The sequence below is a fragment of the Klebsiella sp. YJ genome (assembly GCF_002108615.1).
Lineage (GTDB): Bacteria > Pseudomonadota > Gammaproteobacteria > Enterobacterales > Enterobacteriaceae > Klebsiella > Klebsiella planticola.
In genome coordinates this window covers 126,655-140,105 of sequence record NZ_MTEG01000011.1, presented here as the reverse complement: position 1 = coordinate 140,105, position 13,451 = coordinate 126,655, and the positions used below count along the sequence as shown (strand labels likewise).

General features: G+C 54.9%; 11 protein-coding genes. 2 read left to right on the top strand and 9 right to left on the bottom strand.

All coding sequences use genetic code 11. The annotated features are described in order from the left end of the window. Positions 1-8 precede the first annotated feature (8 nt). From BV390_RS13125 to BV390_RS13095, 7 genes are all read right to left on the bottom strand, one after another. Positions 9-806 (bottom strand): SDR family oxidoreductase, encoded by a 798-nt coding sequence (locus BV390_RS13125; RefSeq protein WP_032696439.1) that lies wholly within the window; start codon positions 804-806, stop codon positions 9-11. Positions 807-870: 64 nt separating this feature from the next. After that, positions 871-1,938, bottom strand: coding sequence for an ABC transporter permease (locus BV390_RS13120; RefSeq protein WP_032688974.1), 1,068 nt, complete (start codon positions 1,936-1,938; stop codon positions 871-873). Between the two features lie 17 nt (positions 1,939-1,955). Then, positions 1,956-3,500: a sugar ABC transporter ATP-binding protein gene (locus BV390_RS13115; RefSeq protein ID WP_004859306.1), complete on the bottom strand. Its 1,545-nt coding sequence runs from the start codon at positions 3,498-3,500 to the stop codon at positions 1,956-1,958. Position 3,501: 1 nt separating this feature from the next. Then, positions 3,502-4,122 (bottom strand): DUF2291 family protein, encoded by a 621-nt coding sequence (locus tag BV390_RS13110; RefSeq protein WP_046852967.1) that lies wholly within the window; start codon positions 4,120-4,122, stop codon positions 3,502-3,504. A 43-nt stretch (positions 4,123-4,165) separates the two neighbouring features. Further along, positions 4,166-5,101 (bottom strand): D-ribose ABC transporter substrate-binding protein, encoded by a 936-nt coding sequence (locus BV390_RS13105; protein ID WP_032688971.1) that lies wholly within the window; start codon positions 5,099-5,101, stop codon positions 4,166-4,168. Positions 5,102-5,235: 134 nt separating this feature from the next. Next, on the bottom strand, positions 5,236-6,756 hold the full coding sequence (locus tag BV390_RS13100) for an FGGY family carbohydrate kinase (protein ID WP_032696436.1): 1,521 nt from the start codon (positions 6,754-6,756) through the stop codon (positions 5,236-5,238). A gap of 363 nt (positions 6,757-7,119) precedes the next feature. Beyond that, entirely contained in the window at positions 7,120-8,070 is a 951-nt protein-coding gene (locus BV390_RS13095; protein WP_032688967.1) for a sugar-binding transcriptional regulator, read from the bottom strand. Between the two features lie 365 nt (positions 8,071-8,435). On the opposite strand from BV390_RS13095, the gene BV390_RS13085 reads away from it, so the two are divergent. Next, a complete protein-coding gene (locus tag BV390_RS13085; RefSeq protein WP_032688965.1) occupies positions 8,436-9,266 on the top strand; it encodes a transketolase in 831 nt (276 codons plus the stop codon). Further along, on the top strand, positions 9,259-10,194 hold the full coding sequence (locus tag BV390_RS13080; RefSeq protein ID WP_064384186.1) for a transketolase family protein: 936 nt from the start codon (positions 9,259-9,261) through the stop codon (positions 10,192-10,194). The genes BV390_RS13085 and BV390_RS13080 overlap by 8 nt, the downstream gene beginning before the upstream one ends. A gap of 52 nt (positions 10,195-10,246) precedes the next feature. Here the strand turns inward: BV390_RS13080 and entD are convergent, their stop codons facing one another. Together entD and BV390_RS13070 are read right to left on the bottom strand one after the other, a co-directional pair. Beyond that, positions 10,247-10,879 (bottom strand): enterobactin synthase subunit EntD, encoded by a 633-nt coding sequence (entD, locus tag BV390_RS13075; protein ID WP_064384185.1) that lies wholly within the window; start codon positions 10,877-10,879, stop codon positions 10,247-10,249. A 117-nt stretch (positions 10,880-10,996) separates the two neighbouring features. Next, positions 10,997-13,237, bottom strand: coding sequence for a TonB-dependent siderophore receptor (locus tag BV390_RS13070; protein WP_085397009.1), 2,241 nt, complete (start codon positions 13,235-13,237; stop codon positions 10,997-10,999). Between the last annotated feature and the right edge of the window lie 214 nt (positions 13,238-13,451).

Below are 13,451 nucleotides of genomic sequence, written 5' to 3'. Positions count from 1 at the left end.
CGCGGGCATTAAGACATAATTAAGCCGCCGTCGATGTTAATCGTCTGTCCGGTGAGATAGCGCGCATCGTCAGAGGCGAGAAAGGCCACCAGCCCGGCAACATCTTCCGGTTTTCCTGCCCGTTTCATCGGTATTCCTTCTACCCATTCCGCCATCAGCTCGCCTTTGCCATAGCGCTTTTGTTCACTGCTGAGGATTTCGCCCCACACCCGGTCGTTGTAGTCCCACATTTCACTTTCGATAATCCCGGGGCAGAAGGCGTTGACGGTGATGTTCCACGGCGCCAGCTCATGAGCCAGGCTTTGCGTAATGCCGATAACGCCCATTTTGCTGGCGGCGTAATGCGGGGTGTAGATAAAGCCCTGGCGCCCCTGGCCCGACGAGGTATTGATCAAACTTCCGTAGTTCTGTTTGACCATATATTTGGCCGCTTCGCGACAGCACAGCCAGACGCCGGTTGTATTCACGGCCAGCACTTTTTCGAAATCGGCTTTTGGCATGCGATCGAAATAATCGATGGTGATCACGCCGGCGTTTTGAATTGAAACATCAATGGTGCCGAAGCGGGCTGCGGCCTGTTGGTACAGGGACTGGACCTGGGCTTCATCGGTGACATCAATCTCCAGCGACAGAATATCGGCCTGATAACGCTGGCGTAAGGTTTCTGCGGTTTCATGGACGCGCGGTGCATTAGAGACCATCACCAGCCTGGCGCCATCGCGGGCAAAGCGTTCGGCGATGCCGGCGCCAATACCCCGGCAGGCTCCGGTAATGACGATGGTTTTATTGTCAAAATTTCTGTGCATACTTTTTTCCCTTTAGCGAAGCCGGGCGGTGACGCCCGGCGGAAGAATCGGTGCTATGCGTGAATTAACGGGATGCCGCGCCGCTGGGATGAACCGTCGCCAGCTTTTCTTCATGGCGGCGCATGAGAATGACCTTGTTCTGTAGTTTCTGCTGGAACTGATCGACGACGACGGCGGTGACAATGACCACGCCTTTAATCACCATCTGCCAGAAATCGCTGACCCCCATCATCACCATGCCGTCGGCGAGGAAGACGATCACGAAGGCGCCAATAATCGAACCGGTCACCCGGCCCCGGCCGCCCGCCAGCGCGGTCCCGCCGAGAACGGTGGCGCCGATCGCATCCATTTCGAACATGTTGCCGGTCATCGGGTGCGCGGTTTGCAGCTGTGAGGCGACTATCAGCCCGACGAACGCGGCGCAGAGGCCGGAGAAGGCATAAACAAAGATTTTGGCCTTAACAATCGGGACGCCGGCCAGACGGGCCGCGGATTCGTTGCCTCCAATGGCGTAGATATAGCGGCCCAGCGGGGTTTTCGTGGTCAGCCAGTATCCCAGTAGCAGAAAAGCGATCATCAACCAGATCGGCAGATAAATTCCCAGGACGGTACCGGAGCCGAGGGTGGAGAAACCGGTGTTGCCCAGCGCTTCCATGCCGTTGAGATTGGGGTAAGTGCTGCCGTCGTTAAACAGCAGGGCAGAACCGCGGGCGACGTACATCATTCCGAGGGTACAAATAAAGGGCGCCACGCCAAAACGGGTAATCACGGCGCCATTAACCAGACCCACCAACACGCCAAAGACAGCCACGCACAAGATAACTTCCGGTACGTTGAAGAAGATGACGCTACCGTTCCATAAGGGCAGGCCATTGGTCAGCAGGGCACCGGCCACCATGCCGCAAATCCCGGCCACGGCACCGACTGAAAGGTCAATTCCCCCGGTCAGAATGACCAGCGTCATCCCGATGGCCAGCAGGCCGGTAATGGCCACATGCTGGGTCATGATCAGCAGATTTGAGGTAGTCAGGAAATTCGGTACCATCACGCTGAAAAACGCAACAACCAGCAGCAGAGCGATAAACGTTCTGGCCTTCAGCAGGTACATATAGATCATATATTTCTGGTTCATGATGGATTCCAGCCTGATTAATCTTGAGGTGTTGAAGCCGCGATTAATTTTTCGCGGGTGACCGCATGACGCGGTAGGTCGGCGGTAATACGGCCATCGGCCATCACCAAAATACGATCTGCCAGAGCCATCACTTCATCCAGCTCTGAGGAGGAGAACATCACGGCCAGCCCCTGTTGCGCCATTTTGCCAATCAGGTGATACACGTCCGTTTTGGCACCCACGTCGATGCCGCGCGTGGGTTCATCGAGGAAAACGACCTGCGGCTGCGTCATTAACGCCTTCCCCAGCACCACTTTTTGTTGGTTGCCGCCGCTCAGAGAGGTGATGGGAAGCTCGGGATCGCTCACTTTGATGGCAAGCTGCTGAATCATCTCTTTAACGCTGGCATGCTCTTTATGCGGATTCAGCCATTGCCAGGCGCGGCGAAACCCCTGAAGACTGAAATCGGAGAGCGTCATATTGGATTGAATGGACATCATCTGCACCACGCCTTCGCCCTGTCGGTCTTCCGGTACCAGCGCCAGCCCTTTTTTGAGTCTGGCCTGAAAAGGGGCCCTGCCGATATTTTCACCGTTGAGATGGATACTGCCATTCTGGCACGGCATCAGGCCGACCAGCCCTTTAAATAGCTCGGTACGCCCGGCGCCCAGCAGGCCGTAAATGCCGATGACTTCCCCTTTACATAAGGTAAAGGTCACATCATTAAGCTTGTAACCGCCGCTATGGTGCAGCGCGGTCAGACCGTCCACCGCCAGCACCGCTTCGCCTTTGGGGGCCGGTTGATAGTCGAAATGCTTTTTCTTATCGCCGACCATCTGTTCAATGATCCAGGGGATACTGGCATCGCTGACGGTCCGTTCGCTGATAAAACGGCCATCGCGGAAAATGGTAATGTGGTCGCCAATTTCCATCAGTTCTTCCAGACGATGAGAGATATAAATGATGGTGACGCCGCGCCGTTTAAGCTGTCCGATAACATTGAACAGGACTTTGACTTCAGACTGGCTGAGGGCGGAGGTGGGCTCATCCATAATCAATACGCGAGTATCTTTGGACAGGGCGCGCGCAATTTCGACCAGCTGCTGATGGCCAATACCCAGTTCGCCAAGCGGGGTATAGGGATCAACATCGAGCTCCAGCCGTTCCAGCAGTGATTTAGCCAGCTCGTATTGGTATTTTTCGTTGATTCTTCCTTTCTGGAAAAACTCATTAGCCATGAAAATATTATCCATGACATTCATATTCGGGAATAAATTCAGCTCCTGGAAAATAATGCTGATACCCTGTTTTTCAGCCTGGTGAGTCGAGTTTAATGAAACGGGAGAACCCTCGAGAATAATTTGTCCGGAGGAAGGAGTTTCGACACCGGCAAGCATTTTCATCATGGTGGATTTGCCCGCACCATTTTCTCCGATCAGAACGTTGACTTTATTTCGATACACCCGATAGTCGACGTTATCTAAGGCGATAACGCCTGGGTAAACGCGAGATAATCCGCGGGTTTCGATAATAACTTCAGCTTCGACTGGTTGGGGAGTGACGATTTCTTGCGCTGACATCTTATTGTCCTCCGGGGTGAATAATTTTCGCTGGTGTAATATCAGGGAAGGTTTGCGGTATATCCCAGGCGGAAAATACGCCATAGACCTCAACCATTTCGCCGGATTTTAGCTGTGCGCTGTGGATCATTTTTACGGCCTGTTCATTAATGGCCCGACCGTATTCACCAAACAGCACCTGGTCGTTAAAGTCTGCATAACTGGCACCGCTATAGCCATCGCGTAGCTGGGTCCCGCGTAGCGTCGGGCCAATTTGCACCACGATAGCGCTGCCGTTTTGCTCCTGTACGGTCATTTTTCCGCTGCGCGAGGTGGCGTCAAGCTTGATGACCTTGCCTTCAACCTTGACGAAGAAAATGCACGGATTTTCTTCCTGAGCGCGATAACCCAATGTTTTGCAAGCGCTGTCGAAATCTTTGGCCGCATGCAGCGCGGTCATTAACGCTTCCGTGGAGCGAGCCTGCGCCACTACCTGCGGCACAATTTTCTCCTGCCACGTCCGATCGATATTCGCCATGTGCGGATTGGGCGGGGATTTAAGATCGGCCAGCTCTTGCTGAGAGACAATGCGGCAGCCTCCCAGTGCGACGATGGCCAATGCCAGCCAGGTTTTTTTATACATGAGACTCTCCTGTGCGCCCCGCAAGGGGCGCAACAACCCGAACTCAGGACTTGATATTGAAGTCCTGAACTTTGTCTGCGTTATCTTTAGTGATCAGGATGCCGCGGAACATGACGCGCTGTTTCGCCGGTTTCACCCCTTTTTGCAGGAAGTTATCGAGGTCGGTCACCCCTTGCGCGGCGATGGACTGGGCCTGCAGCATCACGGTGGCCTGTAGGGTTCCCGCTTTAACCGCATCACGCTCGTCATTGCTGCCGTCGATGCCGACCACCACCACGTCCGTACGGTTCGCTGCTTTTAGCGCGGCGATAGCGCCCAGAGCGACGGGGCCATTACCGCAAATCACCCCTTTAACGTCCGGATGAGCCTGCAGGATGCTGTCCATAATGCGTTTGCCGTCGATTAACGTTCCTTTGGCATCCTGTCTGGCGACGCTGACCATGTCTGGATACTGGTCGATAACCTGATGGAAAGATTTAGAGCGGGTCACGCAGTTATTATCGGCAAGATTGCAGGTGAGCTCTGCGTATTTTCCTTTCTCCGCCATTTTCTCAACAAATACGTTGGCGACTTCCGAACCCGCCTGGAAGTTATTGTGCGTAATTTGCTCAAGTGCCACATCATCGACAGGAATTTCCCTGTTGATTAATACCACGGGAATGCCTGCTGTTTTGGCTTTTTCAATGGCGGCGACGCTGGCGGTTGAGTCGGCGTTATCGAGAATAATACCCTGAACTTTTTTACCAATGGCGGTATCAATAAGTTCGTTCTGTTTTTTGACATCTTCGCCATGTGACAGAACCGTCGTTTTATATCCCAGCTGTTTGGCTTTTTCACTGGCGCCTTTGGCTTCAGAGGCGTAATACGGATTATCCAGCGAGTTGACCATAATCATAATGGTGCCTTTTTCTACCGCCTGAGCGGAAAATGAAAAAGCGGTCAGGGTTGCAGCAGTTAACAACGTTAAACGTAATTTCATGACAATGTTCTCTCTATGTTGTTATTGTCGGGTACGGTGAAACAACGCAAGGCCTGAAAATCAGTTGTATGGTCCGGAGCTCTCCTTATGTTGATGATTCAGGTTCGTCGCGCAGCAGGATCCCTGGTGGGGCGTCAGGCGGACGGGGCCGGTTTCCATAATGTTCTGTCCACCGCATGGCGCCATTCCTGCCATCTTTTCTGTAAACGCAGATGGCGCGCCATATCGGGGCGAAATTCGCTGTGTTCGGTTAAGAACGCGCTTAAATCAGTCAGCGTTCCGGGATGAATCGCTTTACGGGCCAGCAGGGCCGCGCCAATTGCCGACAGCTCGGGGACATCGCTGCGCATCACCGGGCAACCCAGCAGATCGGCCTGGTATTGCATCAGCCAATCATTTTTTGTCGGCCCGCCATCGACCATCAGTGCTGCCAGGTGGAAGTCGTCATGCTGGCGCATGGCAACCACCACATCAGCAATCTGATAAGTGATGGATTCCAGCGCGGCGCGAATCAGGTGGGCGCGCTTGACGCCGCGGCTGAGTCCGCAGATAACCCCGCGCGCGCTGTCGTCCCACCAGGGGGCGCCAAGACCGGTCAGCGCGGGGACAAAATAGACGCCCAGCGTGGAATCGACGGAAGCCGGCAGGGTATTGAGCTCGTGGGCCAGTTCGCGCTCGGAGAGCTCGCTTAATCCCGTACTATCAGCCATCCAGGCCACCGCATCGCCGGTATGGGGGATGTTGCCTTCCAGGCCATAGATGATGCTGTCGCCATCGTGCCAGGCGATGGTGGTGGCCAGTGCGGCAATATCGCATTGGGCTGACTTCACCGGCGCCATGACCGACGATCCCGTGCCATAAGTGGCCTTAACGCAGCCCAGTTCACCGAGCGCGTGACCGAACAGCGCGGCATGTGAATCGCCGACCATCGCCATCACCGGGATGCCGTCAGGAATGGCGGCCAGACCGCGGGTATAACCGAATAACCCGCTGGAGGGTTTAATCTCAGGCAGCGCGGCGCGAGGGATCTGGAACAGCGCCAGCATTTCGTCATCCCATTGACCGGTATGTAAATTAAGTAACTGCGTCCGCGCGGCGTTGGAGTAGTCGCAGCGGAATGCTGCGCCTTGCGTCAGGTTCCACAGCAGCCAGCTATCGATGGTACCGAGGCAAATCTCGCCGCGCTCTGCCATCGCCCGGCCTTCCGGCAGCGACTCCAGCAGCCAGCGCATTTTTGAGGCGGAAAACAGCGGGGCAATCGGTAGCCCGGTGGTGGATTTAATTTGGGATTCTTTACGATCGCGGCGCAGCGCCTCACAGAAACCCGCGCTACGGGTACATTGCCAGGTGATGGCTGCGTTAATCGGTTTGCCGCTCTGACGATACCAGCCGATGGCGGTTTCACGTTGGTTGCTGATGGCTAATGCCGCCACGTTTTCTGCGCCAACGTGGTCGATAGCGTTGGCTATCACCTCCAGTGAGGCCTCGACTAACGCCTCTCCGGATTGCTCTACCCAGCCATCGCGCGGTGTCTGGATAGCTAACGGTTGAGAAAACTTCACAATAACGTTGCCATGGCCGTCAAGCACCACCGCTTTGGCGTTCGTGGTACCTTCATCGAGCGCAATGATGAACTCTTTCTGTGTTGCCAGCATTAGATAGTCTCCTGAGTCACACGTCGTCCTGGCGCGAAGGGAAGGGCGAGCATTCCTCGTTATCGCATTGCTGCTTAGCAGGCCATGATGTGACATTTCGTTATCACTTTTTTAATCACTGAATATATATTCGATAGTGATTATTTATTTAATACCTTAGCCAGAAAGTTTCTCTGGGGCCAGAGGGAAAGTTATCAATTGTGCTGGCAATCACACTTATCTGGATCGTGAAATGTGCAGGGGATGTTGAGGGGGTACGGCGCTTTAACTATTTATTAAATTGAAATATAAGCATTTATTTGATGTGCCTTTGCGTCTTCCTGAAGGGCGCAAAGGCATGAGAAAAGATGTTTTAGCGGCTGATTACGCGGTGACGAGCAGCCGGGCGGTAGGATAATCGGTGATTAAAATGTCAATATAACCGCCGGAGAGGGCGCCCTTGATGGCGGCGACTTTATCACTACCGCCGGCCAGCGCGACGACATTGGGGCATTTTTTGACTTTCTCCAGCGCCATGCCGATAACAGGATCTTCATCATCACGTAACACCGCCTGCCCGTTTTTATCGTAGTAGTGCAGGCAAATATCCCCGACTGCTCCGCGCTCCGCCAGCACCTGCAGCATATCTTCGTGGTAATAGTTGCCTGATGTTTTGAGCAACTGCGAAGGTTCGAGAATACCAATCCCGACGATAGCGATATCGACTTCATCAAAACGTGAAATCACATCGGCCACATCCTGGCTGGCAATCAGCCGGTTTTTCTCTTCCACCGAGCCTTCAATGCTTTGCGAAGGTAGCAGCCAGGCTTCACAGTTCAGCCGTTGCGCCAGCGTCTGAGTGAGGATCGTTGCCTGCACATTGCCATTAGGACCCACACCGCCCAGCAGTTGAATCACGCCGCTGGCTTTCAGGTTCTGCGCGTGAACCTCATCAACCATGGCCCGAATGGTCGAGCTCCAGGAGGAGACGCCAATCAGATCTTTTGGTCGTAGCCGCGTTTCAAGATAGTGGGCCGCCGCTGAACCGATGGCGCGTTTAATGGTGTGGTCGCTGGCATCCTCTTCGGTGTCCACCACGATGGCCTGCTTGATGCCGTAGCGATCCTCAATGCCTTTTTCGAGATTCAGGAAAATATTTGAGGGCTGTACGACGCTAATTTTGACCACCCCTTCTTTTTGGCAGCGGGTGATAGCGCGGGAGACAAATGACTGAGAAAGCGAGAGAAGTTGAGCAATGTCGGACTGCTTGCGTCCTTCAAGGTAGTAAAGAGTGGCAATCTTAACTAATAGCCGTTGTTCATCCTGCTTAGCCATATATATCCCCGAAAATCATTAACGTGCAGCCATTATGTTAGAGCCTGTAATCATACGCGAAAAAAAAAGACATTTAAGTGTGATGAGACTCTAACTTTTATCAATCCTCTAAAACAGCTATGGACAAAAACAGAACAGTGGTTGCATAATCGAATAAAGAATCATATATGAATATATATTCATTGTGGTTTTGGATCAACTGAAAAATTATCCAGGCGCAGGTATGCCTGATGGTGAGGAGGCAGAATGTTCCTGAGTCTGGTGCAGCGGCGAAAGCGCTGCGATGCGCTGCCAGGGGATATCTGGTTTTTTTAGTCCCTTACGGAATAAATATTCCAAGTTGAAATTAAATTCAGAGGTATTAAATGAATCCCTATAACTACGATGTTCAGGCACTTGAGCGTCAGGCTCGCGCGGTACGCCGCCACATTATCAGATTGAACGCCAACAGCCCTGCCGGCGGTCATACCGGCGCTGACCTGTCGCAGGTGGAGCTCTTAACCGCGCTGTACTTCCGCATTTTGAACGTTGCGCCGGACCGCATTGCCGATGAAGGGCGTGACATCTATATCCAGTCGAAAGGTCATGCGGTGGGCTGCTACTACTGCGTGCTGGCCGAGGCGGGATTCTTCCCGGTCGATTGGCTGAGCACCTATCAGCATGCCAACTCCCACCTGCCTGGCCATCCGGTTCGCCAGAAGACGCCGGGCATCGAGCTGAATACCGGGGCTTTAGGACACGGTTTGCCCGTGGCGGTGGGACTGGCGTTGGCCGCGAAAAAGAACCACAGCGCCCGCCGCGTCTTCCTCATCACCGGCGATGGTGAACTGGCTGAGGGGAGTAACTGGGAGGCCGCACTGGCCGCAGCACATTACGGTCTTGATAATCTGATCATTATTAATGACAAAAACAACCTGCAGCTGGCCGGGCCAACCCGCGAAATCATGAATACCGATCCGCTTGCCGAAAAATGGAAGGCCTTTGGTATGACCGTCACCGAATGTCAGGGAAATAATATGGCCTCGGTTGTCGCGACGCTTGAAGGATTAAAGCAGGAAGGAAAACCCAACGTCATTATTGCGAATACCACGAAAGGCGCCGGCATCTCCTTTATCCAGGGGCGTCCGGAATGGCACCACCGGGTGCCGAAAGGTGAGGAGATTGCGCTGGCGCTGGAGGAACTGAAAGATGAGTAATGCAGAACACCTGGCAAACGTGATGGTTCAGGCGTTTATTGATGCCGTAGAAAATGGAGTTGATCTGGTGCCTGTTGTCGCCGACTCAACATCAACCGCAAAAATAGCGCCGTTTATTAAACAGTTCCCTGACCGGCTGGTTAACGTCGGCATTGCCGAGCAAAGCATGGTCGGGATGGCAGCCGGGCTGGCGCTGGGGGGGAAAGTGGCGGTGACCTGCAATGCCGCGCCATTTTTGATTTCCCGCGCCAATGAACAAATCAAAGTCGATGTCTGTTACAACAACACCAACGTCAAATTATTTGGTCTGAACGCGGGAGCCAGCTATGGCCCGTTGGCGAGCACGCACCACGCGATTGATGACCTTGCGGTGATGCGGGGATTCGGCAACATTGAGATTTATGCGCCGTCATCGCCACGGGAATGTCGACAGATAATCGACTACGCCCTGCAACATCAGGGGCCGGTTTACATCCGTCTCGACGGCAAAGCGTTGCCGGAGCTGTATGCTGAAAACTATCGCTTTGTCCCCGGAGCCGTAAACACGCTGCGTGAAGGCCACGATCTGGCGCTGGTCGCTACCGGTTCGACGGTGCATGAAATTGTCGAGGCTGCCCAAGCGCTGGCAGAATCAGGGATTCAGGCGCAGGTGGTCAGCGTACCTTCGATTCGCCCTTGCGACACGCCAGCGTTACTGGCCGCGCTGAAGGGATGCAACGCGGTGATTACGGTTGAAGAGCATAATGTGAACGGTGGTCTGGGAAGCCTGGTCGCAGAGGTTATGGCGGAGGCTGGTATCGGTATTCCGCTGAAACGGCTGGGTATTCCTGATGGCGAATATGCGGCGGCGGCGGATCGTGGCTGGATGCGCCAGCACCACGGTTTTGATGCCCAGGCTATTATCTCCCTCGCGAAAACGATGTGTTGAGCCAGCATGGCGTTTCCCCCGTGCGGCTCTGACCGCGCGGGTTCTTCCTTTATTACCGGTGTTGCGTTTGGCAAAGCGTGATGACGCAGGGCTCAACCGCCATCCAATGCACCTGGTACATCTGCTGCTCAGTCCACAAAGTGACGACCTCGCCCTGAATGTCGGTTATCCGAAAGTGCATAAACCCTGTTCCTGACTGTTGCGCGATAGGCAGGGCCTTAAACCCGCTCTCTTTCGCCGAAAAAGCCAGCGTCAGAGCCAATTCGAAGGGCAGTCCGCTCGCCTTCAGCACCGCGCGTTCGGTCGGGCTGATAATACTGCTCTCCAGCTCCGTCGCCAGCGCGGGGGTGAGCACGTTTTCGATGTCGATACCGACCGGTCGGGCGGCGACGACGGCCAGCGCGCGGGTGTCGCAGTGGCTGATGCTGCCAGACCAGGGGACAGGCCACAGCGGCTGCCGCTGGTCACCTGTTCCGGGAACGCCTTTCACGCCAACAGCTTTCAGGGCGCAGGCCGCCGCGATACGCCCGGCAAGATGTTCCATCTGCCGTTTCCGGCCGCAATTTTCGAGCTGCTGATGGTGGGGGAGCCACAGGATATCGTGAGGCGCAAAGGTGGCCGGGTCGAAATCAATCTGATGCAGCCGATGGCCGGCAAAAAGAAAAGTCGAGTGTGTCGTTTGCATAGGGTCATCCTACGTCAGGATGCAGGCGAGGGGATAGCTTTGTCGTGGTCCTGTCAGGAGGCCAGATAGCCAGGCCGTCCTCCGGGGGAGAGAACGGCCTGGTCTTCAGGCGCGTAATCAGAACTGCGTGTTGACGCTCATATACCAGGTCCGGCCCGATTCGTTATAAGTCTCGGCGCCCGCGCCGTACATATAACCGGTATCGCCGCCGGTGGTCTGGGCATTACCCGCGCGCCAGTGGCGCTTGTCGAAGACGTTATCCACGCCGCCGGTCAGGCTGACGTATTTGGTGACGTCCCAGGTCGCGCTCAGGCCGAGGATGCTGTACGGACTCACCTCGTTCTTCTCGCTGCCGGTTACCGGCTGACCTTTGTAGTTATACTTCTTCGGTTCCTGCTTGCCGTACCAGGTGAAGGTCGACTGCACGGAAACATCCTGGTATATCTGCCAGCTCAGCGTTGAGTTCAGCGTATACTCCGGAATAATCGACAGACGATCGCCGGTCTCTTTGTTCTTACTCTGCAGCATATAGGTGATGTTGTTGGTCCAGTTAACGGTTTCGCTAACCGGGACGTTCAATGTCCCTTCCAGGCCTTCTACCACCGCTTTCGGTACGTTTTCCCACTGGTAAATATCGGTTTTCACTTTACCGGTACCGGTCTGGGAGATCGGCGCATAGCCGGCTTCAATCTTGTTGCGGTAGTCGTTACGGAACCAGGTCACCCCGGCCAGCCAGCCGTCGCGTTTAAACTCAAGGCCGACCTCTTTGTTGATGCTGGTTTCCGCTTTCAGGTCTTCGTTACCCATCATATAGCAACCGGTGCCGGTTGCACTGGCGTAACAGCCCTGGCCTTTACTGTACAGAATGTAGTTCGGGTTGGTCTGGTACAGGCTTGGCGCTTTATAGGCGCGGCCGATGCCCATTTTCAGGGTGAAGTCATCCCCGAGCCCCTGGGACAGGTTAAGCGACGGGCTCCAGTTGTTCCCCACAATGCTGTGGTGGTCAAAGCGCAGCGCCGGGGTCAGCATGGTGGAGTCGGTCAGCTCGATGTTGTCTTCGGCAAACAGCGAGAAGATCTCCGCCTGAGAATACGGGCTGCGGCCAGTGCTGGTTGAACCCGGAATGTCGCCGCCCATAAAGGTCTGGGTGTTGGAGGCCAGATCCTTCATCCGCTGCTGGTTCCATTCGGTACCCAGCGTCAGGTTCTGATTGACCCACAGGTCGAACGGAACGCTGACTTCACTGTGCAGCATCACGTCGGACAGGTCGATATCAGAGAATTGATCGCTGCTGAAAATCCCTTCCGTACCCCCGGCCAGGCCTTCGCCTTTACGCGAGTTGCGGGTGTGCTCGTACTGCGCCCAGTTGCTGGTGGTGATGCCGTTATCCCAGCCGCCGTTCCAGGTCACCGAGTAGGTCTGGCGATAGAGACGGTTGGTCTCTTTGCCGTAGTTCTTTTTCACCAGATCGTTAGTATTGGTGTTCTGCGTATCCCCGGCGTACAGGTTGCCCTGGCGGCTGTAGCCCGCCTCAAACTCCAGCGAGTTCATCGGCGCAAAATCCCAGCGCACGACGCCGTTGATATTTTTGTTCTCTACCCCTTCACGGCCGGCCGGTAGCGTATCGGCGTAAATACCGGTACGTTCTGACTGATGGCCCTGGTTGATATCCCAGGCATCGGCCTGGGTTTTATCGAGGTTGCCCAACAGGCGGAAGCTGAAATCGCCGCCCAGCGGGCCGTTCAGACTGAAGTTGGTGCGTTTGGTGGAGCCTTCATCTTTGTGCTCCGGGGCGTTCATGTAGGTGTTCCACGAACCGTGCCACTCGTTATCACCTTTTTTGGTGATGATATTGACCACGCCGCCCGCGGCGCCGTTGCCGTAGCGGACCGCCGCCGGTCCACGAATGACTTCAATGCGCTCAATCAGCTCCGGCGGGACCCAGTTGGTATCGCCGCGGGTATCGCGCTCGCCGCGCCAGCCCAGGCGGATGGAGTTACGGCTGGTGACCGGTTTGCCATCAATCAGGATCAGGGTATTTTCCGGGCCCATGCCGCGGATATCAATCTGGCGGTTATTCCCGCGCTGGCCGCTGGTGGAGTTGCCGGTCAGGTTAACGCCCGGCATGGTGCGGATAATTTCGGAGACATCGCGAGCGGGGGGACGTTTACGAATTTCCTCGGCGGTGATCGTCGATACGCCCGGCGCCTGCAGGTTTTGTTCGGCGGCAGTGACCACCATCGTCTCTTCGGTGGCCGCTTTTTTACTGTCGAGGGTCTCTTCCGCACACAGCGGGAAGGCAACCCCATAAATTCCCAGATTGACCAGCAAGGTCAAGGATTTGATCTTGTTATTCATTTTACGTCCTGCTTTCCGTTGCCGCATGCCCCTGGAACCCCTTCCCACCGGGAGGGGAGGCGGCAGAAATGTGGTCAGTAGAGGGCGAAGGCATTCCATCGCTGACCAAATGGCCCTTTCTGACATGTGTAATTAGAAGTGACTCTTCCCAAAGTGCGGTAATACGCTATTGCAAATGCAAATAGTTATCAATAATATTATCAATAAAAATTAC

Bases quoted from the DNA above. Each gene is read 5' to 3' on its own strand.
- BV390_RS13125 (WP_032696439.1), bottom strand. From the start codon at position 806: ATGCACAGAAATTTTGACAATAAAACCATCGTCATTACCGGAGCCTGC.
- BV390_RS13120 (WP_032688974.1), bottom strand. From the start codon at position 1,938: ATGAACCAGAAATATATGATCTATATGTACCTGCTGAAGGCCAGAACG.
- BV390_RS13115 (WP_004859306.1), bottom strand. From the start codon at position 3,500: ATGTCAGCGCAAGAAATCGTCACTCCCCAACCAGTCGAAGCTGAAGTT.
- BV390_RS13110 (WP_046852967.1), bottom strand. From the start codon at position 4,122: ATGTATAAAAAAACCTGGCTGGCATTGGCCATCGTCGCACTGGGAGGC.
- BV390_RS13105 (WP_032688971.1), bottom strand. From the start codon at position 5,101: ATGAAATTACGTTTAACGTTGTTAACTGCTGCAACCCTGACCGCTTTT.
- BV390_RS13100 (WP_032696436.1), bottom strand. From the start codon at position 6,756: ATGCTGGCAACACAGAAAGAGTTCATCATTGCGCTCGATGAAGGTACC.
- BV390_RS13095 (WP_032688967.1), bottom strand. From the start codon at position 8,070: ATGGCTAAGCAGGATGAACAACGGCTATTAGTTAAGATTGCCACTCTT.
- BV390_RS13085 (WP_032688965.1), top strand. From the start codon at position 8,436: ATGAATCCCTATAACTACGATGTTCAGGCACTTGAGCGTCAGGCTCGC.
- BV390_RS13080 (WP_064384186.1), top strand. From the start codon at position 9,259: ATGAGTAATGCAGAACACCTGGCAAACGTGATGGTTCAGGCGTTTATT.
- entD (WP_064384185.1), bottom strand. From the start codon at position 10,879: ATGCAAACGACACACTCGACTTTTCTTTTTGCCGGCCATCGGCTGCAT.
- BV390_RS13070 (WP_085397009.1), bottom strand. From the start codon at position 13,237: ATGAATAACAAGATCAAATCCTTGACCTTGCTGGTCAATCTGGGAATT.